20 protein-coding genes and 5 tRNA genes are annotated in these 26088 nt (G+C 60.7%); 5 read left to right on the top strand and 20 right to left on the bottom strand.

The features are described 5' to 3' along the window. Positions 1-129: 129 nt before the first annotated feature. The 12 genes from carB to rpsF form a co-directional block, all read right to left on the bottom strand. Positions 130-3444, bottom strand: a complete 3315-nt coding sequence (carB, locus tag DXD48_RS03605; protein ID WP_117564030.1) for a carbamoyl-phosphate synthase large subunit — start codon at positions 3442-3444, stop codon at positions 130-132. A gap of 1 nt (position 3445) precedes the next feature. Further along, the gene (gene carA, locus DXD48_RS03600; protein ID WP_117564029.1) at positions 3446-4885 is read right to left on the bottom strand and encodes a glutamine-hydrolyzing carbamoyl-phosphate synthase small subunit; all 1440 of its coding nucleotides are present in this window, start codon (positions 4883-4885) and stop codon (positions 3446-3448) included. Positions 4886-5093: 208 nt separating this feature from the next. Next, complete coding sequence (locus tag DXD48_RS03595; RefSeq protein ID WP_117564028.1) at positions 5094-6059, bottom strand: hypothetical protein; 966 nt, start codon at positions 6057-6059, stop codon at positions 5094-5096. Positions 6060-6078: 19 nt separating this feature from the next. Further along, positions 6079-7851 carry an ABC transporter ATP-binding protein gene (locus DXD48_RS03590; protein ID WP_117564027.1) on the bottom strand — a complete coding sequence of 591 codons (1773 nt, stop codon included), beginning with the start codon at positions 7849-7851 and terminating at the stop codon, positions 6079-6081. 184 nt (positions 7852-8035) lie between these two features. Beyond that, positions 8036-8731 carry an NUDIX domain-containing protein gene (locus DXD48_RS03585; protein WP_199407886.1) on the bottom strand — a complete coding sequence of 232 codons (696 nt, stop codon included), beginning with the start codon at positions 8729-8731 and terminating at the stop codon, positions 8036-8038. 21 nt (positions 8732-8752) lie between these two features. After that, a complete protein-coding gene (gene purD, locus DXD48_RS03580; protein ID WP_117564026.1) occupies positions 8753-10057 on the bottom strand; it encodes a phosphoribosylamine--glycine ligase in 1305 nt (434 codons plus the stop codon). Positions 10058-10175: 118 nt separating this feature from the next. Then, the gene (locus DXD48_RS03575) at positions 10176-11462 is read right to left on the bottom strand and encodes an adenylosuccinate synthase (RefSeq protein WP_055251352.1); all 1287 of its coding nucleotides are present in this window, start codon (positions 11460-11462) and stop codon (positions 10176-10178) included. Between the two features lie 93 nt (positions 11463-11555). Further along, positions 11556-12953: a replicative DNA helicase gene (gene dnaB, locus DXD48_RS03570; protein WP_117564025.1), complete on the bottom strand. Its 1398-nt coding sequence runs from the start codon at positions 12951-12953 to the stop codon at positions 11556-11558. A gap of 218 nt (positions 12954-13171) precedes the next feature. Next, positions 13172-13711 (bottom strand): 50S ribosomal protein L9, encoded by a 540-nt coding sequence (gene rplI, locus DXD48_RS03565; protein ID WP_022094073.1) that lies wholly within the window; start codon positions 13709-13711, stop codon positions 13172-13174. Positions 13712-13726: 15 nt separating this feature from the next. Next, a complete protein-coding gene (gene rpsR / locus DXD48_RS03560) occupies positions 13727-13993 on the bottom strand; it encodes a 30S ribosomal protein S18 (RefSeq protein ID WP_006235829.1) in 267 nt (88 codons plus the stop codon). 72 nt (positions 13994-14065) lie between these two features. Then, positions 14066-14518 carry a single-stranded DNA-binding protein gene (locus DXD48_RS03555; RefSeq protein ID WP_006235830.1) on the bottom strand — a complete coding sequence of 151 codons (453 nt, stop codon included), beginning with the start codon at positions 14516-14518 and terminating at the stop codon, positions 14066-14068. Between the two features lie 48 nt (positions 14519-14566). Then, positions 14567-14860 carry a 30S ribosomal protein S6 gene (gene rpsF, locus DXD48_RS03550; RefSeq protein ID WP_117564024.1) on the bottom strand — a complete coding sequence of 98 codons (294 nt, stop codon included), beginning with the start codon at positions 14858-14860 and terminating at the stop codon, positions 14567-14569. Positions 14861-15364: 504 nt separating this feature from the next. Here rpsF and DXD48_RS03545 point away from each other — a divergent pair. The 5 genes from DXD48_RS03545 to DXD48_RS03525 all read left to right on the top strand — a co-directional run bounded on the left by DXD48_RS03545 (position 15365) and on the right by DXD48_RS03525 (position 19165). Then, positions 15365-15455, top strand: a tRNA-Ser gene (locus DXD48_RS03545). Positions 15456-15503: 48 nt separating this feature from the next. Continuing rightward, positions 15504-15594, top strand: a tRNA-Ser gene (locus DXD48_RS03540). A 418-nt stretch (positions 15595-16012) separates the two neighbouring features. Beyond that, positions 16013-17020 carry a hypothetical protein gene (locus DXD48_RS03535; RefSeq protein ID WP_117564023.1) on the top strand — a complete coding sequence of 336 codons (1008 nt, stop codon included), beginning with the start codon at positions 16013-16015 and terminating at the stop codon, positions 17018-17020. 203 nt (positions 17021-17223) lie between these two features. After that, positions 17224-17913 (top strand): trimeric intracellular cation channel family protein, encoded by a 690-nt coding sequence (locus DXD48_RS03530; protein WP_233514959.1) that lies wholly within the window; start codon positions 17224-17226, stop codon positions 17911-17913. Between the two features lie 106 nt (positions 17914-18019). Then, positions 18020-19165: a polymer-forming cytoskeletal protein gene (locus tag DXD48_RS03525; protein WP_117564022.1), complete on the top strand. Its 1146-nt coding sequence runs from the start codon at positions 18020-18022 to the stop codon at positions 19163-19165. A gap of 129 nt (positions 19166-19294) precedes the next feature. Here the strand turns inward: DXD48_RS03525 and typA are convergent, their stop codons facing one another. From typA to gyrA, 8 genes are all read right to left on the bottom strand, one after another. Further along, positions 19295-21133, bottom strand: coding sequence for a translational GTPase TypA (typA, locus tag DXD48_RS03520; protein WP_055287536.1), 1839 nt, complete (start codon positions 21131-21133; stop codon positions 19295-19297). Positions 21134-21250: 117 nt separating this feature from the next. After that, a complete protein-coding gene (locus DXD48_RS03515; protein WP_089572580.1) occupies positions 21251-21700 on the bottom strand; it encodes a hypothetical protein in 450 nt (149 codons plus the stop codon). A 30-nt stretch (positions 21701-21730) separates the two neighbouring features. Further along, complete coding sequence (locus tag DXD48_RS03510; RefSeq protein ID WP_117564021.1) at positions 21731-22087, bottom strand: hypothetical protein; 357 nt, start codon at positions 22085-22087, stop codon at positions 21731-21733. A gap of 33 nt (positions 22088-22120) precedes the next feature. Further along, entirely contained in the window at positions 22121-22621 is a 501-nt protein-coding gene (locus DXD48_RS03505) for a bifunctional nuclease family protein (protein WP_117564020.1), read from the bottom strand. Positions 22622-22805: 184 nt separating this feature from the next. Continuing rightward, positions 22806-22882 (bottom strand) — tRNA-Ile (locus DXD48_RS03500). Positions 22883-22886: 4 nt separating this feature from the next. Next, a tRNA-Ala gene (locus tag DXD48_RS03495) sits at positions 22887-22962 on the bottom strand. Positions 22963-23029: 67 nt separating this feature from the next. Continuing rightward, positions 23030-23106, bottom strand: a tRNA-Ile gene (locus DXD48_RS03490). A 257-nt stretch (positions 23107-23363) separates the two neighbouring features. Beyond that, positions 23364-26075, bottom strand: coding sequence for a DNA gyrase subunit A (gene gyrA, locus DXD48_RS03485; protein ID WP_199407890.1), 2712 nt, complete (start codon positions 26073-26075; stop codon positions 23364-23366). Positions 26076-26088 lie beyond the last annotated feature (13 nt).

Genomic DNA, 26088 nt, shown 5'->3' with positions numbered 1-26088 from the left:
TCGGCAGCACACGGTGCAACCGAGTCACCGTAGGCCGGGGCGGGAGGCGGTCCTTTCTCTCGGAAAACTTCGCGAAGCCCAGTTTCCGAGAGAAAGTGTCCGGCTGCCGCCCCGGCCGACCAGGTCACATTACACCGTGTGCTGCGGCAGGTCCTGCAGGGCGATGACGTCCATGCCCATGTCGTTGGCGCTGCCGTGACCCTGCTGGTCCTCACGCACCGCCTCGATGGCACTCACGTACGTGTTGGCGGCAGACATCGCGGTCACGCAGGTCACACCGCGTCGCACTGCCTCGGTGCGCAGCAGATAGCCGTCGCCGCGCGAGCCCGGACCGTACGGCGTGTTGATGATCACCGCGATCTTGCCATCGGCGATGAGGTCGCCGATGTTGGGGCGCTCGCCGTCGTGCGGGCCGCTAATCTTCTCCACGATCTCGCACGTCACGTTGCCTCCACGCAGCACGCGCGCCGTACCCTCGGTAGAGCAGATGTCAAAGCCCAGATAGCGCAGGATACGGGCGACCGAAAGGATATGGCGCTTGTCGCGGTCGCACACGCTAATGAACACCTTGCCGCAACTCGGGTCGGGCAGCTTGTAGTCGATCGCCAGCTGCGTCTTGGCGTATGCCTCGGGATAGCTCTTGGCGATACCCATGACCTCGCCCGTCGACTTCATCTCGGGCCCCAGGATGACGTCGGCGCCCGGGAAACGGCCCCAGGGCATAACGGCTTCCTTCATGCAGAACCAGTCCAGCTGACGCTCATCGCTCGGCAGGCCCAAGCTCGCGATGGAATCGCCCGCCATGATACGCGCCGCGCACTTGGCCAGCGGCACGCCGGTGGCCTTGGAGATAAACGGCACGGTACGGCTGGCACGCGGGTTGGCCTCGATCACGTAGACGGTCTCACCCTTGATGGCATACTGCACGTTGACCAGGCCGCGTACGCCCAGCGCCATCGCGATGCGGCGCGTGGTCTCGCGGAGCTTCGCCTGCAGGCTCTCGCTAAAGCTAAACGGCGGAATGCAGGTCGCAGAGTCGCCGGAGTGAATACCGGCCTCCTCAATATGCTCCAGGATGCCGCCGATGTAGACCTCTTCGCCGTCGCACAGGGCATCGACATCGGACTCAATCGCACCCTCCAGGAAGCGGTCGAGGTACACCGGGTAGTCGGGGCTAATGCGCGCAGCCTCGGCCATGTAATCGCGTAGATGCCCGGCATCGTAGGCGATCATCATGCCGCGGCCACCCAGCACGTAGCTCGGACGCACCAGCAGCGGGTAGCCGATGTGCGCGGCCACGGCCTCGGCCTCCTCAAACGAGGTGGCCTGACCCGCCGGCGGGTACATAATGCCCAGCTTGTCGAGTAGGGCGGCAAAGCGCTCGCGGTCCTCGGCAAAGTCGATGGCGTCGGGCTTTGTGCCCATAATGTTGACGCCGCTCTCCTCGAGCATGCGCGCCAGTTTAAGCGGGGTCTGGCCGCCGAGCGTCACCACGACGCCGTCGGGGCGCTCGACATCGATAACGTCCATGACGTCCTCGTAGGTGAGCGGCTCAAAGTACAGACGGTCGGACGTGTCATAGTCGGTCGAGACGGTCTCGGGATTGCAGTTGACCATGATGGTCTCGAAGCCGCGGGCCGCCAGCGCGTAGCTCGCGTGCACGCAGCAGTAATCGAACTCGATACCCTGGCCAATGCGGTTGGGGCCGGCGCCCAGGATCATCGCCTTGGGCTTGTCCGCCGGCGTGGTCTCGTCGGGAGCCACGCACTTCTTGGCATCCGGGCTCGTGCGGTAGATGTTCTCGTACGTCTTGTAGTGGTACTCCGTGGCGCTCGAAAACTCCGCAGCGCAGGTATCGACCGTCTTCATGCTGGGAACCACGCCCAGACCCTTGCGATAGGCGCGCACAAAGCGCTCGTCCGAGCCGGTCAGCGCGGCAATCTCGGCGTCGCTCGTGCCGTACTGCTTGAGCAGGCGCATCGCGTCGGCGTCGATATCCTCCACACGCAGGCCGCGGATGCTCTCCTGGACCTGCACCATGTCGTTGATACGGTTGAGGTACCACGGATCGATACCGCAGATGGCATGGATGTGGGCGATGTCCCAGCCACGGCGCAGGGCCTCGACCACAAAGAAGATGCGGTGCTCGGTCGGGGTTGCCACGGCCTGAGCGAGCTCATCGTCGCTCAGCTTGTCGGCACCCTCCTTGCCACCGGCGCAGATGCCCTGGTGACCGTCCTCCAGTGAGCGCATGGCCTTGCCGAAGGCCTCCTCAAAGGTGCGGCCGATCGCCATAATCTCGCCCACGGCCTTCATGCGCGTGGTGAGCGTGGGGTCGGTACCCTTAAACTTCTCGAAGGCAAAGCGCGGCACCTTGACCACACAGTAGTCGATCGTGGGCTCAAAGCAGGCGGGCGTTGCCTTGGTGATGTCGTTGACGATCTCGTCGAGCGTGTAGCCCACGGCCAGGCGAGCGGCGGCCTTGGCGATGGGGAAGCCCGTGGCCTTGGAGGCCAGTGCGGACGAACGGCTCACGCGCGGGTTCATCTCGATGACGATCAGACGGCCGGTCTGGGGGTTCACGGCAAACTGCACGTTGGAGCCGCCGGTCTCGACGCCAATCTTCTCCAGAATGGCGAGCGACGCGACACGCATGCGCTGGTACTCAAGGTCGGAGAGGGTCTGCGCTGGCGCCACGGTGATGGAGTCGCCGGTGTGCACGCCCATGGGGTCGAGGTTCTCGATGGAGCACACGATGATGCCGTTGCCGGCGTGGTCGCGCATGACCTCCATCTCATACTCTTTCCAACCCTCGATGGACTCCTCGACCAGCACCTCATGGGCAGGCGAGAGCTCAAGGCCCTGGCTCACGATGGAGACGAGCTCCTCGTGGGTATGCGCGATGCCGCCGCCGGCGCCACCGAGGGTAAAGCTCGGACGCAGTACGCAGGGATATCCCACGCGCTCGGCGATAGCCTCGGCGTCGGCCACGCTGTAGGCATAGCCCGAGCGCGCGACCTCCAGGCCGATCTCGGCCATGGCCTCGTTAAAGAGTTTGCGGTCCTCGCCGCGCTCGATAGCGGCCAGGTCGCAGCCGATCATCTCGACGCCGTACTTGTCGAGCGTGCCGTCCTTTGCCAGCTCGACGGCGGCGTTCAGACCGGTCTGGCCGCCCAGCGTGGGCAGCAGCGCGTCCGGGCGCTCTTTCTTGATCACGCGCTCGATAAACTCGGCGGTGATAGGCTCAACATAGGTGCGGTCGGCCAAGCCCGGGTCGGTCATGATGGTCGCCGGATTGGAGTTGACCAGGATGACCTCAAAGCCATCCTCCTTGAGCACCTTGCAGGCCTGGGCGCCGGAGTAGTCGAACTCGCAGGCCTGGCCAATAACGATGGGGCCCGAACCAATAACGAGGATGCGCTTGATGTCAGTACGTTTAGGCATGTTAGTTCTCCTCGGTCGCAGCGTTCTCGGACTCGGCGAAATTCCAGCCGGCGAGGCGGTCCTTCGCGGTGTCGATGTCCAGGTAGTTCTCCTCGCCGTCCATGAGTCGCGTAAAGGCGGTAAAGAGATAGTGGGCATCGGTGGGGCCGGGCGAAGCCTCGGGGTGGTACTGGACCGAGAAACACGGGGCGTCGAGCAGCTGGATGCCCTCGGCGGTGCCGTCGTTGAGGTTCACATGTGTCAGGCGAATGCGACCAAAGCGCTCGTTCATCACGACCGGCGCGACGCCGCGACGCACCCAGGCGCGCAGGTCGCCATCGGCCGCATGCTCGGTTTCGCCGCCGGAAAGCTCCGGAATCAGTTTGCCCAGACTGGGGAACAGCAGGCCAAAGCCGTGGTTTTGCGCGGTGATCTCCACGCGACGGCTCACCAGATTCATAACCGGCTGGTTACCGCCACGGTGACCGAATTTAAGCTTTTCCATTTGGGCGCCGCAGGCCAAGCTGATCATCTGGTGACCCAGGCAAATACCAAAGACCGGCACCTTGCCGATCAGCTGCTGCACCTGCTCGTAGGTCTCCACCACGGCATCGGGGTCGCCGGGGCCGTTGGACAAAAAGACGCCATCAGGATTCATGTCGAGCACCTGCTGGGCGGGCGTATCCCACGGCACGACGGTGAGGTCGCAGCCGGCACGGACCAGGCCCTCCAGAATACCGCGCTTCACACCGCAGTCGTAGGCGACCACTTTGTGACGGGCAGGAGCGGCAGCCACAAGCGCAAAGCCATGCGTGGCAGGCAGGTCGGCGGCCACAAACTCGTGAGGCGCGGGACAGCTCACGGTCTTGACCAGGTTCTCGCCCACCAGCGTGGGCGCTGCGTCCAGACGCTCGGCGAGCTCGTCGACGTCGAAGATCTCTGTCGAGATAATGCCCATCTTGGAACCATTGTCGCGCAGATGGCGCACCAGAGCGCGGGTGTCGACACCCTCGATAGCGACGATGCCGTGAGCGCGCAGGTACTCCGGCACGCTGACGGCCGAGCGCCAGTTAGAAGGCGTGGCGCACATGTCGCGAACGATCATGCCGCGCATAGCCGGAGCGCTCGCAGGGCGCACGGCGTCGCCGGGGAAGGCCGACTGGACATCGGTCTCGTCGATACCGTAATTGCCGATCTGCGGATAGGTCATGGTTACAATTTGGCCGGCATAACTCGGGTCGGTCATGACCTCAAAGTAGCCCTCGAGCGAGGTGTTGAAGCAGACTTCGCCGGTCGCGGTGCCCTCGGCGCCGCATGCACGTCCATAAAAAATGGTCCCATCCTCAAGATACAGGATACAGGGACCGCAGGTGCCCTTGCTGGTTTTGGCCAGCATACGCTGGCAAAGCTCGCTGGGCGCGAAGGTGCGGGCGGCAGCGCCCGCGGTATGGTTGTTCGCCATAATTCTCCTTCCCGGTCTCACAGGACCGGCTTAAAGGTGTGTAGTTAGGCCTCGCGGTATTGTAACCGCAAGCATGCCTCATGGCGTTAATTTCATCGAAATGTTTACGAAATGATAATTATGACTTTCTATGCATAATGATTATTTAATCCCCGTCCCAGAAAAATTATCCCGCGTGGGCTTGTGGCTCACGCGGGATAATGGCCTCTTACTTTTGCTTGTCCTGTTCCAGCAGATCGGACGGTGAGCGATCGGGCTTGCCGCCGCGGAAAATCTCGCGGCCATGCAGACGATGCTCCAGGTCACGTTCGGCCTTTTCCTCGTCAATCTTGGTCTGGCTCACCACCGGGTCCTCGATCAGCGACGAAACCGAGTTCACCTGTTTTTGAATGCGCTCGGCAATGGTGTCGTCCATGCTTACGATGCGCATCTTCCAGTCGATACTCGTGGCGTTGGATGAGCTCTTGGTCCACACAAACGTCAAAATGGCGCTCTGATGACCCCGCGCGGGAAACATGCCAAAGAAGGAATCGTGCTGAATGTTGCTATCCTCGTCGATATAGGCGTGAACGTTATACACCACGCGGTCGATCTTATCGTTGAGCAGCGCGTTGGTCGCAAGCGCAGCGGCCTGAATCTGCCCGTTGGACAGCAGCTCGAGCTCGTTGGCAGACGATGTGTCCAACACCGTCACCTCGACCGTGCCCGTACGCTCATCAGCTTCATCGACGGTAAAGTCGAGCGGGAACTGCGTAAAGCCGTTGCCCCACTCAAGGCCGCCCTTCAGCGCCGTCGAAACGGTATCCACCGAAACGCTCTCGGACAGGTTGGCGGTGTTCAGGCGTCGCATCACGCCGTAGCCAATCTGCATGCCCACAATCAGCACCAAGATGCCAATGACCACGGCCATGGCAGTCTTCGTAATGGTATGGCTCACCTGCGAGCCCGAAGGGTCGTCCTCGGACAGCGGGTCGATATGTTTTGCCTGGCTCGCGCGGTCCTCGCTGCGCAGCTGCGCTAGCGCCGCTTTGTCACCGCGCTTGGCCGCAGCCTCCTTCTCACGCATGCGCTCGGTGCGCTTTTTGGCAAGCGTGGGATCCAAGACACCGGATGCATCGATTTCGGAGAATAACTCCGTCACTTCTTCCGGAGTCAAAGGGTTCTTGTCAGCCATAAACTTCCTGTCATATCAATCAGTCGAGCTCGTGCGCACGCGCACCTTCGAACTGCATTCGATAGTAACGGGCATAAGTGCCGCCACGGGCGAGAAGCTCCTCGTGCGTGCCACGCTCCACAACGCGACCATGCTCAACGGTCGCGATCTCATCGGCATGCTTAATGGTCGAAAGACGGTGGGCGATGATAATCGTGGTGCGGCCGCGTGCCAGCTCTTCGAGCGACTCCTGCACCGCCTCCTCGCTCTCGTTATCCAAAGCACTCGTCGCCTCATCCAAAATAAGGATCTTGGGGTTCTTGAGAAACACGCGCGCGATGGCAACACGCTGCTTCTGTCCGCCCGAAAGACGGCTGCCGCGCTCGCCCACGACCGTGTCATAGCCCTGTGGAAGCGACTCGATAAAGGCATCGATGTTGGCGCGACGGGCGGCCTCGGCGATCTCTTCAGCCGTAGCGCCCGGCTTGCCATAGGCGATGTTCTCGCCAATCGTACCGTCAAATAGATAGACATCCTGCTGCACCAGGCCGATGGCGCGGCGCAGGCTCTGCTGCGTCACATCGCGCACGTCCTGGCCGTCGATGCTAATGGATCCGGTAGCCACGTCATAAAAGCGCGGCAGCAGCGAACAGGTCGTGGACTTGCCGCCGCCCGAAGGGCCAACCAAAGCGATGGTCTGCCCGGGCTTGATGGACAGGTCCATATGGTCGATAACGGGACGCTCGTCGGCATCGCCCTCGCCCAGCTCAACATCCTCGTAGTTAAAGCACACGTCGTGATAAACCACGGCGCCGGCGGTCACCTGCAGATCCGTGGCGCCCGGCTTGTCCTGGATATCCGGCGCGGTCGAGAGCACCTCGTCCATGCGCTTAAAGCCGGCGATGGCCTTCTGATACGTTTCGGCCGAATTGACGAGCGTCTCGAGCGGCGTGCAGAACAGCGAAATATAGAGTGCAAAGGTCGCCATATCAACCGCCTGCAGCTGTCCCTGGGCGACCAGCCAGCCGCCCAGCAGTACCACGATCACATAGAGCACACCCGAGAGCAGGCCATACGTCGCAGTATAGACGCCCATGGCGTGATACATGTTCTCCTTGGACGAAAGGTAGCGATTGTTGGAGGCGCGGAACTTGAAGCGTTCGGTCTCCTCATTGGCAAAGCTCTTGACCACGCGCATGCCCGCCAGCGAATCCTGCAGCTGCGCATTGATGCCGCTGATCTTTTTGCGGTTGTCGCTAAAGACCTCGCGCATGCGCATGTTCTGCCAAAACATGATGACCGCAAACGCTGCTGTCACCACAGCCATGGCGAGCGCCAGCACCGGGGCGATGGTAAAGAGGATCACAAACGAGCCGATAATCTCGATGCCGCAGATGATGATCCACTCGGGCACGTGGTGCGCCGCCTCGCAGATATCGAACAGGTCGTTGACCACGCGGCTCATCATGTCGCCCGAGCTGTTGCGGTCAAAGTACGCAAAGCTAAAGCGCTCATACTGGTCAAACAGGTCCTCGCGCATTTTGGACTCCATACGCGCGCCCATCACGTGACCCCAATAGCTCACAAAATAGCGGCAGGCGCAGCGGACGGCATACATCAGCACCAAGCCCACCGCGATCATGCCGAGCGCCTGCATAATGACAGCCTGACCCTGAGTAAAGAGCCCACCGGTCAAATTGCGCAGGATAATGGGGAACGCCAGGTCAATGGCGGCAAGCACCAGAGCACAAACAGTATCGGCAACAAAAAGCCCCATCTGGGGCTTGTAGTAAGAAAGAAACCTCTTCAGCATAATCACCTTACGCGGTTTTACCAAACCGCGTTTCGTCTCGACGCTGCAAGCGCCCCATTTAGACAATCTGGCCTTCAATCGTCGGTCGCGTATATCCATACGCTTCCCTCCTCTTTTAGACCACCTTGTCTCAAATGGAGCACTTTCGCTGACTTACACAAACCTGCGGGATCATCCCCGCTCGCTACAGCTCTGCCCCGCCTAGTCGGTGAGCGATACTGTCGCAGGCAAGAGCGCCCACGACGGTCTTGGCGTCTTCGATCTTGCCGTCGAGCACGGCGTCGATCAGCTCGTGCAGCGGCACCAGGTCCACGTTGACAAACTCGTCATCGTCGGGGTTGGGCGCATCAAACTCGAGCTTGGTAGCCAAGTAGATGTGGATGATCTCATCGCAAAAACCGCAGGACGTGACAATCGACGTCAAAAAGCGAATGCGACCAGCCCTAAAGCCCGTCTCCTCATGCAGTTCGCGCTTGGCGCAATCGAGCGGGTCCTCACCTGAATCGAGCTTGCCGGCGGGAATCTCGACCGTCACACGGTCGATGGCGGTGCGGTACTGACGCACCAGTACGATCTTGCCGCTCTCGGTCAGCGCCACAACGGCCGCCGCACCCGGATGGCGAACGATATCGCGGGCGCTGCGGCGACCGTTGGGCAGCTCAACCTCAAGACGGTGGACGTCGAGGATCTTGCCCTTCCAGGCGCACTCCTCCGAAAGAATCTTCTCGTGCAGCTCGGCATCGTGTGGGTCGTCGTCGCCCAGCACCAGCGCCGGCTCGTCAGCGACCTCGCCACCAGGCTCGCCCTCGGCGTGCCCATACATGCGGCTGTCCTCTTCGACGATCTGCGCGTCCACAAGTTCTTCGTTCTTCTCGTCCATCCGTCTCATTCCTCTCGGATTTTAGGCATCCCAGGCGTCGCGGCCGCGCAGCGCGCGCAGGCCGATGTCGTGACGCAGGGTCTTGCCCTCAAAATCAATCTTCTCGCAGGCATCGTAAGCAAGGTTGCGAGCGTTCTCGAACGTGTCGCCCAGAGCGGTCACGGCAAGCACGCGACCACCATTGGTCACGAGCTGGCCGTCCACCATGGCAGTGCCCGCGTGGTACACGGTCACGTTCTCCATGGCCTCGGCGTCGGCGATACCGGTGATGACCTTGCCCTTCTCGTAGCTGCCGGGATAGCCCGCGCTCGTCAGGACAACGGCCACAGCCCACTCGTCACGCCAGTCAAGCTCAATCTGATCGAGCTCGCAGTTGGCGCAGGCGAGCATGACCTCGACCAGGTCGTTCTTAAGGCGCGGCAGCACGACCTGCGTCTCGGGGTCGCCAAAGCGAGCATTGAACTCCAGCACCTTGGGGCCGGCAGGCGTGAGCATAAAGCCGCCGTACAGGCAGCCGCGGTAGTCGATGCCCTCGGCAGCGAGCTCGGCCACGGTCTGCTCCATGACCGCCACCATGGTGGCGTGCTCCTCGTCGGTCACGATGGGCACCGGGCTGTAGACGCCCATGCCGCCGGTGTTGGGGCCCTTGTCGCCCTCGAGGGCGCGCTTGTGGTCCTGCGAGGTGGCCATGGGGCGCACGGTCTTGCCGTCGGTAAAGGCGAGCAGCGAGCACTCGGGACCAACGAGCATCTCCTCGATAACCACGGTGTTGCCGGCATCGCCAAAGGTGCCGCCAAAGCACTCGCGCACGGCCTCCTCGGCCTGCTCAAGTTCGGTCGCCACGATAACGCCCTTGCCCGCGGCAAGGCCGTCGGCCTTGACGACCAGCGGAGCGCCCTGCTCACGCACATAAGCAAGAGCCGAAGCCTCGTCGGTAAACGAGCCGTAGGCTGCCGTCGGAATGCCCGCGCGCTCCATGAGCTGCTTGGAGAACAGCTTGGAGCCCTCCATCTGAGCGCCCTCGGCACCCGGGCCAAAGCAGGGAATACCCGCCGCGCGCACGGCGTCGGCCACACCCGCCACGAGCGGAGCCTCGGGGCCAATTACCACGAGTCCGCATCCGTGGCTCTGCGCAAACGCCGCCACGGCCGCAGGATCGCAGTCGTCGAGAACAACGTTCTCGCCGCAGCTCGCGGTGCCGCCGTTGCCCGGCGCGATGTAGAGCTTGCCGGCGCGCGGTGATGCTGCGAGCTTAGCTGCCAAAGCATGCTCACGGCCGCCGCTGCCCAACAACAGGATGTCGATGGTTTGAGTGTCCGCCTTCAAGGGTGCCTCCTCTATGGATGAATGGCCCGCTCCGCGCGAGCCCTTTGCAAGCAAATATACCCCTCGGCCGCCCGCTTGGGCTGCAAAGGGGTATATCGCAATAACCAAATAGTCCCGATTACTTCCAGAATCGGTTGATGATCTGCTCGCGACCGGCGCCGACGCCAATGAACGTCACGCGGGTGTGTGCCAGATCCTCGATAAACGCCACGTAGTCCTGAGCCTCCTGCGGCAGCTCATCAAAGCTGCGGCAACCGGTGATGTCGCACTTCCAGCCGGGGAGCTCCTCGTAGATGGGCTTGGCATGCTCAAAGCGCACCTGATGCTCGGGCACGCTGGTGTAGCGCTCGCCATCGACGTCGTAGGCCACGCACACCTTGATGGTGTCGAAGGCCGAAAGCACGTCGAGCTTAGTCAGGGCGATATCGGTGAGGCCGTTGACGCGTGAGGCGTAGTTGGCGATGGGGCCGTCGAACCAGCCGCAGCGACGACGGCGACCGGTGGTCACACCGTACTCATAGCCCTCCTCGGTCAGCGTGTGGCCGGCCTCGGACTCATAGGAAAGCTCGGTGGGCATGGGGCCCGAACCGACGCGGGTGATATAGGCCTTCATGACGCCCAGCACGCGGTCGACGTTCTTCATGCCCACGCCGGAGCCGGTGATGGCGCCGCCGGCGGTGCAGTTGGAAGACGTCACGTACGGATAGGTGCCGTGGTCGATGTCGAGCAACGTCGCCTGGGCGCCCTCAAACAGCAGGTCCTTGCCCTCATCGATCATGTTGTTGAGCAGCAGGCTCGTCTCGGTGATGTAGGGACGCAGGCGCTCGGCCATGGGCAGATACTCGTCGCAAATCTGGTCCACGGTGTAGGTGGGCAGGTTGTAGATGAGCTCAAGCTCGGGGTTCACGCGGGCAAGAGCGGTCTCCAGCTTGTCGCGGAACAGTGCCTCGTCCAGCATGTCCTGCATGCGCAGGCCGATGCGGGCCATCTTGTCCTGATAGCACGGACCGATGCCGCGCTTGGTGGTACCGATGTTCTTCTTGCCGAGCTTCTGCTCAAAGGCGCCATCCAGATCGATGTGGTACGGCATGATGACATGCGCGTTGCCACTAATCTTGAGGTTCTTGGTGGTGATGCCGTCGGCCTCGAACATGTCGATCTCCTCAAGGACGACCTTGGGGTTGACGACGCAGCCGTTACCGATCACCGACACGTGATCGGAATACATGATGCCGGAGGGCACCTGGTGCAGGCCGTACTTCTTGCCGTTGACGACGATGGTGTGACCGGCGTTGTTGCCGCCCGAATAGCGCACGACGGCATCGAAGTCGCCGGCGACCAGGTCGCAAATCTTACCCTTGCCCTCATCGCCCCACTGGGCACCGACCAAAACGGTTGACGGCATGTTTACTCCTTACATTCATGGACTGTCTACGCGCCACGCCGGCACGCAGAAGCACAAAACATTCCCAGTATACCCGTGCAACGGGCGCCTGTCCTACTCCTCGGCATGTGCCCCATCAAGCTCATAGAACTTGGTGGATGCCGGCAGGAACATCAGGTCGACGTCGCCGATCGGGCCCGAACGGTTCTTGGCCACGACGATACGCGTAACGCCCTCGTCGGGTCGATCGTCGCGCGAGGCTTCGGCCTCGTCGGCGGAGCGGTCCAAGAACATGACGATATCGGCGTCCTGCTCGATGGAGCCCGATTCACGAAGGTCGGAAAGCTGCGGGCGCTTGCCGGTACGGGATTCGACCTGACGCGAGAGCTGTGACAGCGCGATGAGCGGGATCTTGAGCTCCTTGGCCATAATCTTAAGACCACGCGACATCTCCGAAACCTCGACGGTACGGCTCTCGGAGCGGCGTCCCGGTGGAGGACTCACCAGCTGCAGGTAGTCCAAAATGATGATTGCCTTTTCCTTGTTATGGAGCATGCGGCGGCTCTTGGCGCGAATCTCAGTCACTGTGGTGCCGGGCGTATCGTCAATCAGAATATCGAGCTTGGACAAGGTCTGCGTGGCCTCGTTGATATTGGCCCACTGCTCGGGGCTAATGCGGCCCATGCGGAAGTCACTGATCGAGATCATGGCGTAGGCGCAAATCAGACGCTGGGCAATTTCCTTGCCCGACATCTCCAGTGAGAAGAAGCCGACGGTATAACCAGCAGCGGCAGCGTTAAGTGCCAGGTTCAGAGCGAACGACGTCTTACCCACGGCAGGACGGGCGCCGATGATGATGAGCTGGCCTTCGCGAAAACCCATGAGCATGCGGTCGAGCGACGGGAAACCCGTGGGCACGCCCGCAGCCTGGCCGCCGGCCTGGCATACTTCCTCGGCCTCGTTATAGGCCTCGACCATAAACTCGGTCAACGTCTTGTAGCTCGACTTGACCTCGCGCGCCGTGACCTTGAGCAGCTTGCTCTCGGCCAGCTCCACGACCTCCTTGGTGTCGGTAGGGGCGTTATAGGCCAGCGCGTTGATCTCGTTGGTGGCACCGATCAGCTCGCGCAGCATCGAGTCGCGACGGACGATGGCGGCATGGTGCTGCCAGTTGACGAGCGACAGGGTCTGACCCATCAGCTCCAAAATGTAGGCCTCGCCGCCCACGGCATCGAGCTTGTTGATGCTGCGCAGGTAATCGATCAGCGAGATGGAGTCGATGGGAATGCGGCTGTTGTACATATCGACCATCGCGGTATAGATGGTCTTATGAATGGGCCGGTAGAAGTCATCGGGCTGCAGCTCGACCTGGGCCTCTTCGACCACCTCGGGCGATAGCAGCATAGCGGCCAGTACATTGGCCTCTGCATCTTGGTTTTGGGGAAGACCCAACTTTGAGCCGCGGTCCTCGACCGTCAGCCCGGTCTCCCTATCGTCATATGCCATGATCATCCTCATTCATATCGCTTGCGAGCATCCATAGTATCAGCCACGGTCCCAAAACGCGCCGCGCGCCGCCAATCATCACCGAACCAAACGGATGAACGGTCCTGTATATAGGACTTCGACGCAACGTTCACCATGACACTCACTCAGCGCAAAAAACAAAAGGGCGCCCTGGTTTCCCAGAGCGCCCTTCTTAGAACAAGATTGTTGCGTTGCAGCAAATGCTACTCGGCAGCAGCCTCAGTCTCGACCTCGGCGGTCTCGGCCTCGGCGACCTCAGCGGCCTCCTCGACCTCAGCCTCGGCAGCGAGCTCCTCGGCGGTAACGCCGACGAGAACGACAACCTCGGCCTTGATCTCGCGGTACAGCGAGATGGCAACGGTGTGGGCACCGGCAACCTTGATGGGCTTACCGAGCTCGACGCGCTTGCGGTCGATGTCCATACCGAGCTGAGCCTTGATGGCGTCAGCGATCATAGCGGCGGTAACGGAGCCAAAGAGGATGCCCTCGTCGCCGACCTTGACGTCAACGGTGACCGTCTTGCCCTCGAAGGCAGCCTTGGTCTCGTTGGCGGTAGCCAGACGGACGGCCTCGCGCTTGGCGATGTTGTTGCGACGCTCGTCAAGCTGCTTGAGGTTGCCCTTGGTGGCGGCAACAGCGAGCTTCTTGGGGAACAGGAAGTTCTCAGCGTAACCCTGAGCGACCTCTACGACGTCACCCTCGCCGCCCTTGCCCTTGATCTCATCGAGAAGAATAACCTTCATGATGCGTCTCCCTTCTTAGCCGCGGTCGCGGTTGCCACGAGAGGAAACCACGGGGACGGTGTACGGCAGGAGAGCCATCTCGCGGGCGCGCTTGATGGCGTTGGCGATGTCATGCTGATGCTGCGTGCAAGCGCCAGTGACGCGACGGGGCTTGATCTTGCCACGATCGGTCATGTACTTACGGAGAAGCTGAGTGTCCTTATAGTCGATGAACTCAGTGTTCTCCTTGCAGAACTGGCAGTACTTACGACGCGGCTGACGTGCAGAAAAATCATTAGCCATGTCAAAATACCTTTCATTTGGCAACTTCGGCGAACCGAAGCCGCCTCTCACTCAAAAATAGGTGAACAACCCTTAGAACGGGATGTCCTCATCGTAGACGTCGACCGCGGGCGGCGTAGCCACCGGTGCGGCAGGACGTGCTGCAGGCGCGGGAGCTGCGGGGGCATAACCGCCCTGATCGTAGCCACCCTGGCCACCACGGGAGCTCATAAACTCGATCTCATCGACGATGACCTCAAGCTTGCTCCGGCGCTGGCCGTCGCGCTCCCAAGAGCTGTAGCGCAGCTTGCCCTCGATCGCGACCTTGTTTCCCTTTGCCAGGAAACGGCTCACGGCCTCGGCGCGGGTGCCGAACATAGTGCAGTCGACAAAGTTGGGATAGTCCTCCCACTCGCCAGTCTGCGCGTTACGGCGACGATCGTTGACGGCGACGCCAAAGGACAGAACCTGGGTTCCGCCGGCGGTGGCGCGCAGCTCGGGATCGCGGGTGAGGTTACCGGTGATGTTCACTCGATTGATGCTCATAACTCACTACTTCCTCTTGGGGCACAAGCCCAGTCCAAAACGACAGTCTTACTCCTGGTCGTCGCGACGGACGATCATGTGGCGGACCACAGCGTCGGTGATGCGCAGGATGCGATCAAGCTCGGCGATCTGGGTAGGATCTGCGTGGAAGTTGATGAGGGTGTAGTCACCATCGGTGAGGTCGTTGATCTCGTAGGCGAGCTTGCGCTTGCCCCAGTCGTCAACGGAGTCGACCTTGCCAGCGCCCTCAGCGATCGTGGTATCGATACGCTTCATAACAGCGAGACGAGTCTCGGGGTCGAGCGACGGGTCAACAAAGAACAGCAGTTCATAAGCCTTCATATTGTCACCTCCTCTGGGCAAATGTGGCTTCAGGTCGTGAAGGTGCGCCTGAAGCAGGAAAAGACTTGGTAATAATATCTTTCAACCTCCTAGGCCGCAAGAATATGCAGCTACAACCTCATGACCTCCACATATGCCCATACTCGCACGACGTTTCATGCGTCTTCCAACCAAATGCTGACCAAGTGCTTGACGGATTTGTGGACAAGATACGACGCCGCGGGGACAAGCTGAGCCAAGCCACAGGTCAACGGGCACAAGGCTGTGGTCGCAAAATGCATACCAGTGGTCCACAGCGCCACCCAAAGATTTTTAAATTCATTGCCAAGTCGCTTATGAATACCCCTTTTGAACAATTGAGTTAATCAACCACGCTGGTCGGAAGCCGTTTTTTGGCACCTCAAACCCCACTGCAACGACAAGCGCGGCCAAGCGTTTTAAAAAATGCCAACTTTTCTGTTTGCACTTTGCGGTTCCTCGTGTATACTGACTTTCGCATTTAACGGAGAGTTGTCCGAGTGGCCGAAGGAGCACGATTGGAAATCGTGTAGGCGTCAAAAGCGTCTCCAGGGTTCAAATCCCTGACTCTCCGCCAGTTAATTCCAAAGCAGGCCTTCGAGCCTGCTTTGTTTTTACCCCACGCGGAGGGGTGGCAGAGTGGTTGAATGCGGCGGTCTCGAAAACCGTTTGGCCTGTATAAGGTCACGAGGGTTCGAATCCCTCCTCCTCCGCCATTTTGGTTGAGAAAGCTCCCGAAAACGGGGGCTTTTTTGTTTAGAGTCCCTTACAAGCAAATACGGCGGAGGAGGAGGGATTCGAACCCGCCAGGGCGCAAAGCGTAAAGAAAACGCGCCAGTGGCGCGTTTTTAGCGCAGCGCGGTCGGCGTAAGCCGACCGGATAAATTTTGAGCGCTGCTCAAAATTTGGACATCCCTCCTATTCAGCCACGCCCCCATCACGTTCAATCCCAACCCAACATCCCAAACATGTACATCACCCTCCAAAGATGTCAAAAAATGTCGTTTTTGGAGGGTGGTGTACACGTTTGTATATGACACACGCCGTGCATGAGTCGGCTTACTCGCATTCGGTATATTTCCCCACCTCAACGGACATAAGAGTTGGGTATCGACTCAGAGCGAGAGGTCCCCAATGGATACCCCTGTTCTCATTTCGCATAAAACTGCATGGCTCGTCCATCACGCGCCGCAAGGCCGGGTTCAAGCGGTCGCGCAACACGACTACCAGATAGGCGCAAGAGGTCTCTCCACCCAGCAACGCATCGCGCGCATACGACAGGCCCTCACCGACTGCGGCATTCCGCCCGATATGTTCAAGACTATCGATATCTCCGTAGTGTTTGCTTTCGAGCGAATTCGCACCAACGGCGTCACTTGCCATGTTCTCGGCCAAAGCCTACCCTATGGCCATATTGACGAGCTTACGCCCGGCATCTTTATCACCGACGAAGCCTTCACCTTCGTGCTCGCCGCCGAGTGGATGGATAGAATCGAATACCTCGAGTATGGCTACGAAGTTTGCGGCGACTATCGCATGGGCCTTAATCCCTCTGACCCTTATACCGAGCAACCAGCAACCACCTCCAAGGACGAAATTGTCGAACTGCTCGATCAACACCCTGGCAAACCCGGTGCCACACGCGCGCGACTCGCGCTCAGACATGTCTACGACCACTCGGTCTCGCCTATGGAGGCTGCATCGGCAATCGCACTTTCACTTCCAACAAGCGAAGGCGGCGTTGGCATTCGAGGCATCGAGCTCAACCGACCGCTCGAGATCCCTCAACGTCTTTGGCATTGCACCAAAGCCCGAACACTCAAAATCGATGCCCTCATTACCTATAAGCGCAGAGAGCTCGGCATCGAATATAAGGGTGGCTTTCACGACGAGACTGGCCGTAAGGGAGCAGATGCGGAACGCGAAGCTGTGCTCGCCCAAATGGGTTATCGCATTGTCACACTCACCTCAGCGCAATTTGCCAGTCAACTCGCTTTTCACCGTGCCATGAACAATATCCGCGAAGCACTCGGTATGCCCCGCTGCACGGATGCCGAGTATCAGCGAAAGCAAAACGAACTGCGAAAGGCACTTATCCGCAACTGGAAGGGCACGAAGGACATAGAGACGCCCTCCGAGTAACGTCGCCCGCTCGGCGCGCGCCAAAACATGTACATCATCCGCCAAAAACGACATTTTTCGACATCTTTGGAGGCTGGTATACATGTTTGGAACCTATGACCGCACCCAACCCCTACCGTTTGCCGAGCAATAGGGTCGCAATCGCCGCCAACCATGTACTATGTACGGGCATTGTCCAAACCTGCAACTCAAAGGATTCCATCTTGCCCGTCGTCGCCGCTATGACCGTTACCTCACGCGCCACAGATGCCATGGTCGCCATCCCGTTTTGGCTCGAAATGTTCGCCGTCGTCGCGGCTTCAATCTCGGGCGTGTTGGTCGCGCGCGAGCACAAGCTCGATCTGGTGGGCGCGGTCGCGCTTGCCGTGGTCTGTGGCTTGGGCGGCGGTCTTTTACGCGACATGACGCTGCAGGTGGGCAACGTCTACATCCTCAACCAGCCCATGGCACTACCGCTCTCCATCGCCACAGCCGCCATCATCTATATCTTCCCGGCAATCGTCGATAAGCCCGAAAAACTCATTCCCCTGCTCGACATCATCTCGGTCGGCATCTATGCAGCAACCGGCGCGGACAAGGCGTTGGTGTACGGATTTGCGCCCGCCGTATGTATCATGATGGGCTTCTTTACCGCCGTGGGCGGCGGCATGCTGCGCGACGGCTTTATGGGCGTGGTCCCGGGCATTTTCCAACGCACCAACTTCTATGCCATCGCGGCCATCGCCGGATCGGCAAGCTATGTAGCCCTCGTCATGAGCGGCCTCATGAGCAATGTTGCCGCGCTGGTCGTATGCGTTGTGGTGACCATGGGGCTGCGTTGGCTATCACTGCGCTTTGACATTAAAAGCCCTACCGAGGAAGACATCGCGCGCTTTTTGCACCGTAAAAAGTAGGTAGCACAGCACAACCCCTCGAAATGCAACCGAGAGATTCTTTTAGAGCGCCCGCGCGTTGGGTACCCTGTTAGATACCTGTCGAGTATCTAACGAAGGATTCACTATGCCTTGCAACCAAGTACCGTCGATCCGGCGCCACAAAGCGCAGGCCCGCATCACCATCCTATTCGCGCTGATTGCGCTCGCGCTCACCGCACTTCCCACGGTGTCGTTCGCCGGCACCGACACCGCGGGAAACGTGCTCGCAACCGAAGTTGACTCAACTCCGTCCGGTATCGAAGGCGACCTGTACTGGGCCGGCCAAAGTCTCAACCTAGACGACGCCTCCATCGGCCGCGATATTATCGCGGCGGGTGAGAACCTGTCGATTCGCGATTGCACCGTAGGCGGCGCCGTTCGTCTGGCGGCACGCACCATCGATATCGCCAAAACCGCAATCGATGGCAGCGTCACGGTGGCCGGCCAGCACGTCGTGCTCAACACCGGCAGCACCGCCAACTGTTTTTACGCGGCAGGCGAAACGGTCGCCCTGCGCGGCTCCGCCAAATCGGCGGCGCTTGCCGGCGACACCGTAACCATCGACGGCACCGTCGATGGCGATGTTGAGGTCTGGGCCGACAAGCTCATCCTGGGTAAAAACGCCCGCATCACCGGCACGGTGAACGCCCACGTCTCACAGGACCCCGAGCGGGCCGAGGGCGCCCAGGTCGGAGCTCTCAAGATCGACCGGACCGAGAACGAGAACACCTCTACGGCCAACGACATTATCGGCGGCATCGTTGCCGCGGCGCTTTCCACCTGCTTTGTCGCCATCCTGCTTGAGCTTGTCTTTCCACGCGCAACCGCCAGCGCTGCCGGCATGCTCCATCAGCGTCCCATGCCGCTGTGGGTAAGTGGTCTTCTGGGCACGGTCGCCGTCGCTCCCGCCGTGCTGCTGCTCATCATCTCGATTGCAGGCCTGTCGCTCGCCGCCGCCCTCATGTGCGGCGTCATCGGCATCGCTTTGGTCTCGGCGGCATTTACGGGCACCGCGGTCGCGCGCATGGTCGGACACAACCAAAACCGCTACGCCATGGCCGCCGTGGGCGGTATCGTCGCGGGCGCACTCACGGCACTTCCTCTTATGGGCAACTTTGTCAGCGGTGTAGCCTTCGTCTTCACGCTCGGCTACGCCATCCAGATCATCTGGCGCAACGCCCACCTCAAGCCGCAGCAGCCGGCTAACACGCCAGGACTCCCCACCGCCTAGCCGCCAACCACCACAAAAGGGCCAGGCACCTTTGTGGTGGCGCAAAGCAACCTGATCCCATTGCACCAAAAAGGGCGCCGACCATTGCGGTCGACGCCCTTTCTTATTGGCAGTTATAAGCCCCAGCGCTTATTTGTTGACCTGGCCGGCGCGGACGGCTGCCTTCTTACGGTCGGTGGCGTTGAGCAGACGCTTGCGCAGGCGGATGTTCTTGGGAGTAATCTCCACCAGCTCGTCGTCGGCGATGTACTCCAGCGCCTCCTCCAGAGAGAAGGTGCGAGGCGGCACCAGCTGCACGGAGATGTCGGAGGTCGAGGAACGCTGGTTGCCCAGGTTCTTGGTACGGGCGATGTTGACGACCATGTCGCCGGCCTTGCTGCGCTCGCCCACGATCATGCCCTCGTAGCACTCGGTGCCCGGCTCAACAAACAGCTGGCCGCGCTCCTGCAGCGTGCCCAGGGCATAGGCAACGGCCTTCTCGGTGGTCATGGAGATCATGGCACCGTTCTGACGGTTGCCGATCTCGCCGGCGTAGGGACCGTACTCCAGGAAGGTGTGGTAGAACACGCCCTCGCCGTGGGTGACGTTCATGATGCGGTTCTTAAGGCCCATGATGCCACGCGTCGGGATCTTAAACTCAAGGTGCGTCACGATGCCCGAGGTATCCATGCTCGTCATGATACCGCCGGAGGTACCGAAGACCTCAACGACCTTGCCCGAGTACTCGTCCGGGCACTCGACGACGGCCTGCTCGACGGGCTCCATCTTGTTGCCGTTCTCGTCCTTCTTAAACAGAACGCGGGGACGGCCGACCTGGAACTCAAAGCCCTCGCGGCGCATGGACTCCATCAGGACGGACAGGTGCAGGATGCCGCGGCCCGAGACCTCGACGCCGCTCTTGTCCTCGAGCTCCTCGATCTTCATGGTCACGTTGTTCTCGGCCTCGTTGAACAGGCGCTCCTTGAGCTGACGGGCGCCCACGATGTCGCCGTCGCGACCGACGAGCGGGGAGGTCGAAGCCTCAAAGACGATGGACAGAGTCGGCGGGTCGATCTCGATGGGCTCGAGCTCAACGGGGTTCTCGGGGTCGGTGTAGACATCGCCGATATCGGTGCGGTCAATACCGACAACGGCGGCAATGTCGCCGGCGCCGACTTCCTGGCACTCGGTGCGGCCCAGGTAGTCGAAGGTAAAGAGCTGCTTGACGGTAGCAGTTGCGCTGGAGCCGTCGTTCTTGACAACCAGGATCTGATCGCCCTGGTGAATGGCGCCGGAATACACGCGACCGATGCCGATGCGGCCGACAAAGTTGGAGTGGTCGATGGTCACGCACTGCATGGCCAGCGGGGCGTTCTCGTCAACCTCGGGGGCGGGCATGTCGTCGATGATCATATCAAGCAGCGGATACATGTCCATGTTGCCGTCGTTGGGGTCAAGACGGGCAAAGCCGTTCATGGCGCTGGCGTAGACCACGTGCTCCATGGCGAACTCGAGCTGGTCGTCGGTGGCACCCAGGTCGGCCATAAGGTCCAGGCAGTCGTTGTAGGCCTTCTCGGGGTTGGCGCCCGGACGATCGATCTTGTTGATAACGATCATGATCTTGAGGCCGGTGTCGATAGCGTGACGCAGCACGAAGCGAGTCTGGGGCATGGGGCCCTCAAAGGCGTCGACCAGCAGCAGAGCGCCGTCGGCCATGCGCAGCACGCGCTCGACCTCGCCACCAAAGTCGGCGTGGCCCGGGGTGTCGATGACGTTGATCTTGACGTCCTTGTACTCGATAGAGATGTTCTTGGCGAGAATCGTGATGCCGCGCTCGCGCTCCTGGTCGTTAGAATCCAGGACGCGGTCCTCGACCTGCTGGTTGGCACGGAAGGCGTCCGTGGCACGCAGGAGCTTGTCGACCATCGTCGTCTTGCCGTGGTCGACGTGGGCGATGATGGCGATGTTCCTCAGATTGTCTACGCGCATGTAGTTCCCCTATCTTCTATCCATATACAAACGGCACGCGTATGCGGCCCGCCCAGCGATACAACGCTCAGCGGGAATATTGAGCCTTTTACCGAAAACTCGTTTATTTTAGCGATTTTAGATGAGAGGGGTTTCCTCACCTGCAGGTTCAGGGTCGCTCCACATAAAACCATCGCCGGCGCCCATGCCCTCATACAGCACATATGCCGAAAAACCGCTCTCGAGCGTAGTCTCAAAGAAGCTCACGAGCAGAGCGTCGTGGTAGCCTCCGTCAATCTCGACGCAGCCGGTATAGCCGATGGCATAGCGGGCGATACGGCCCAGGCCCTCGTCCTTAAGACCCATCTTGTGCTCGGAGATAAAGTTGGTGGCCGCCTCGAGGCACGCCTCTTCGCCATCCTCATCGAGTGCCGCCAGATAACGGTTGGAAGCAGCGTCCTCAATTGCCACGACCACGCCAGGGTTTTCACCGGCGGCAAGGTCGTCCAAGAACGCGCCGATCAGGTCACACACCATGGCGTCGAGCTCGGCGGAGACGTTACCGGCGTCCTGCATATCCTGTGCCATCTTTAGACCTTCCCATCGAGTCTGGCGTCGTTACAGTTCTTGTGCCTCGGCAGCGATCTTGGCGGCAGCGTCGCGGGCGCGCATCATATCCATCGCGCGCTTGTCGAGTACCTTGATCTGGTTGGTCAGCATTACTGCATCGACCACACCCCAGATTACCAAGCCTGTTGAAATCGAAAACCCAAGCGCACCAACTGTACCACGAAGGCGCGAGCAGATTGCCGCGACAAGGGCGGAGACGACAACCATCTTGATAAACGAGCCGCGGCGCTCGCGAAGCGTGCGGGCCTGCGTCACATAGGCAATGCGAGCCGCCTCAGAAGCCTCCGAGCGCATCTGGGCTTCACGCGCGATGGCGGCCGCTTCAGCCGATATACCGCCGGCCATCAGCGAACACTCCGCAACTCTGCCGCCCCGCATTTAGAAGTCATCGGGGGAGAGCGTATGGACGAACTCGTCGAACTTCTCGAACTCCTGCTCGTCGTCGACATCCTCGGCGTGGGTGGAAACAGTGCCCAGGCGATTCATGATGTCGTCCTCCACAAACATGGGGGCATTGCTGCGCACGGCAAGGGCAATGGCGTCACTGGGGCGGGCGTCGATCTTGCGCTCCTCGCCATCGACCAGTACGACGATCGTCGCGTAGAACACCGGCGGCTCGGCGCGAACGATCTCGATGCGCTCGAGTTTGGCACCCAGGGCGTCAACGGTATCGAGCAGCAGGTCATGGGTAATCGGGCGCTCGGCGCGGCCGCTATCGATGCCGCGGCTGATGGCAGCAGCTTCAAACGAACCAGTCTGAATGGAAAGGGAACGCAGCGGCGCGGGCGAGTCCGATTTGCTGCTGCGCTCACGAAGTACGATAAGCGATGGCACGGGACCGGCGGCCATGACGATGGTCTCTATGTCGACACGAACCATGGAACACCTCCGGTACGTAGCGGTTAACACGCGGCAGCCCGCCGCATTGAATAGCTATACTACCCAAACTTTCGCACAGCACACAAAATCAAAGTAGTTAATTTGGGACGGGGCTTTTTTGACTACTTTCTGTAGGTAAGAAAAGAGCCCCGAGGCAACGCCCCGGGGCTCTTCACGGTTTTGATGGTGGACCTGACAAGATTCGAACTTGTGACCTCCCGGTTATCAGCCGGACGCTCTAACCAACTGAGCTACAGGTCCATCATGGTGGAGGTTAGGGGGATCGAACCCCTGACCTCAGGCTTGCAAAGCCCGCGCTCTCCCAGCTGAGCTAAACCCCCACGGAGACAGTAATAAACACCCCAGCGGCGACTCGGCTCTCGCTGGGGTGTTTATTGCGAAAGAAAGTGGTGGACCTGACAAGATTCGAACTTGTGACCTCCCGGTTATCAGCCGGACGCTCTAACCAACTGAGCTACAGGTCCATCGCGCAAGGGATATATTAGACGAGTCGTTACGCGCGCGTCAACAACTTTTTTGAAAATCTTTGGAGGGTGTTCGCCCCGGCCGCACGGCGGCATGTGAAGTCGCCTGCTCGGACAGTCCTGACTCGCGATCGACTTCACATGCCGCCGTGCGGCCGGGGCGTACGCGAGTCCCAAAGTTTTCAAAAAAGCGGTCGACGCGCAGTGCGCCGACCGCCGATATATGGGGTCTGATATTTTCTACCAGCTAGGGCCTCTTACTCGTCTAGGAGATCCTCTGGCATGTCGTTGCCGTCGCCTAGGTCGACTGGGGCCTCTTCGGTGTCGGCTGCGGCCTCGGCGCTTTCACCTTCGGGCTTCTCCTTGGCGGCCGTCATGCGGGCTACGGCGCAGATGCGGTCGTTGTCGTCGACGGTCATCATCTTGACGCCCTGGGTAGCGCGGCCAGTCTGGCTAATCTCATCGGTCTTGACGCGAATGACCGTCGCGCCCTCCGTCACGATGAACAGCTCGTGCTGCGGGCCCACCGTCTTCATGGCCGCGAGGTTACCCTTACGCTCGGTCATTTGGATGGTGTAGACGCCCTGGCCGCCGCGATTCTGCTCCGGGTAGTCCGCGACCGGCGTGCGCTTGCCGTAGCCGCGCTCGGTGATGACGAATAGATCGCCGTTGCCGTTAGTGACTTCCATGCCCAGAACGCTCACGCCGTCCTTCATACCGATACCGCGAACGCCGCTGGTATCGCGGCCGGTGGCGCGCACCTGCTCCTCGGAGAACATGATCGCCTTGCCCGCGGTGGTGGCCAGGATAATCTTGTCGCCCTCGCGCACGCGGCGCACGTTCAGCAGCGCGTCGTCGTCACGCAGGTTGATAGCGATCAGGCCGTCGCGACGGCTGCGGTCATATGCGCTCATCACGGTCTTCTTGACCATGCCGCTCTTGGTGGCAAACATCAGGTACTCGTCGGCAGGGAACTCGCGGCAGCTGATGACGCTCGCGATCTTCTCGCCCTCCTCGAAGGGCAGCAGGTTGACGATCGCGGTACCGCGCGCCTGGCGCGTACCCACCGGCAGCTCGTGCACCTTCAGGCGATAGACCTTGCCCTTGCTCGAGAAGAACAGCACGTACTCGTGCGTGGACGCGATGAACATCTCGTCGATGACATCGTCCTCTTTGAGGTTGACGCCCGACACGCCCTTGCCGCCGCGTTTCTGGGCGCGGTAGGCGGCCACCGGGATGCGCTTGACATAGCCGGTGTGGGTGATGGTCACGACCATGTCCTCGTCGGCAATGAGGTCCTCGACGTCCAGGTCCTTCTCGACCTGGCTGATCTCGGTGCGGCGCTTATCGCCAAACTTCTTGGAGATCTCGCGCATCTCTTCCTTAATGACGCCCAGGATCTTCTCCTCGTGCGCCAGCAGGTCCTCGTAGTAGGCGATGGCGCGGCGCAGGCCGTCCAGCTCTTCCTGAATCTTGTCGCGCTCCAGGCCAGTCAGGCGGCGCAGCTTCATCTCGAGGATGGCCGTGGTCTGCTCGGGCGTAAAGCCAAAGCGCTCGATCAGGCGGCTGCTGGCCTCAGAATCGGTCTGCGAGGAGCGAATGATGCTAATGACCTCGTCGATATGGTCGAGAGCCATCAAGTAGCCCTCAAGGATATGCGCGCGGGCCTGGGCCTTCTTAAGGTCGAAGCGGGTGCGGCGAGTGACGACGTCGACCTGGTGGTCGATGTAGTGCTGCAGCATCTCGCGCAGGCTCAGGCATTTGGGAACGCCGTTGACGAGCGCCAGGTTGTTGGCGCCGAAGGTCGTCTGCAGCGAGGTGTACTTATACAGGTTGTTGAGCACGACCTGCGGAATGACGCCCTTCTTGAGCTCGATGACCAGACGGATGCCCTTCTGGTTGGACTCATCGCGCATGTCCGAGATGCCCTCGATGCGCTTGTCGTTGACGAGCTGGGCGATCTTCTCCTGCAGGGTGCCCTTGTTGACCATGTAGGGAATCTCGGTAAAGACCAGGCGGTTGCGGCCGGTCTTGGTGGATTCCACGTGGGCCTTGGCGCGCACGGTAATGGAGCCGCGGCCGGTCTCGTAGCTCTGCTTAATGCCGGCGCTGCCCATGATGATAGCGCCGGTGGGGAAGTCCGGACCGGGCATGATCTGCATGAGCTCGTCGACAGTGGCGTCGGGATTATCGATCAGGTAGCAGGTGGCCTCAATCGCCTCGGTGAGGTTGTGCGGGGCGATGTTGGTGGCCATGCCGACGGCGATACCCTGGCTGCCGTTGACCAGCAGATTGGGGAAGCGCGCGGGCAGCGCCTGAGGCTCGGCGAGCGATTCGTCGTAGTTGGGCTGCCAGTCGACGGTATCCTTCTGCAGGTCACGCAGCAGCTCCATGGCGGGCTTTGCCAGGCGGCTCTCGGTGTAACGCATGGCAGCGGCGCCGTCGCCGTCGATGTTGCCGAAGTTGCCGTGGCCGTCGATGAGCGGCGTGCGCATGGAGAACCACTGCGCCAGGCGAACCATTGCCTCGTAGACCGCGGAGTCACCGTGCGGATGGTACTTACCGATAACTTCGCCGACCGTCCAAGCGGACTTCTTGTGCGGACGGTTGGGGTAGATGCCGCTCTCGTTCATCGCGTACAGGATGCGGCGGTGCACCGGCTTTAAGCCGTCGCGCACGTCCGGCAGGGCGCGCGCCGTGATGACCGACATCGAATACTCGATAAATGACTGCTTCATCTCGCGGCCAAACTCCGAAATCTGGAGCTGGCCGCCGTTTATATCCTCGCCGGCCGAGGCGCCACGATCGACTTCGCCAAAGCTCTCCTCGAGCTCACCGTCGTCGTCCTCTTCCTCGTCATCATCGGCATCGGGGTTATAGGCGTCAGGATCGCCGTCCTCGCCCTGCTCAGCACGGGCAAGCAGGCGCTTCAGATCGTCGGGCATGCCGGCATCGCCGGCCTCGCCCATGCCCTCGTTATTG

Source organism: Collinsella sp. TM05-37 (genome assembly GCF_003436455.1).
Lineage (GTDB): Bacteria > Actinomycetota > Coriobacteriia > Coriobacteriales > Coriobacteriaceae > Collinsella.
Note: the sequence above shows the minus strand (reverse complement) of the source record. Positions and strands in the feature narration are given on the sequence as shown.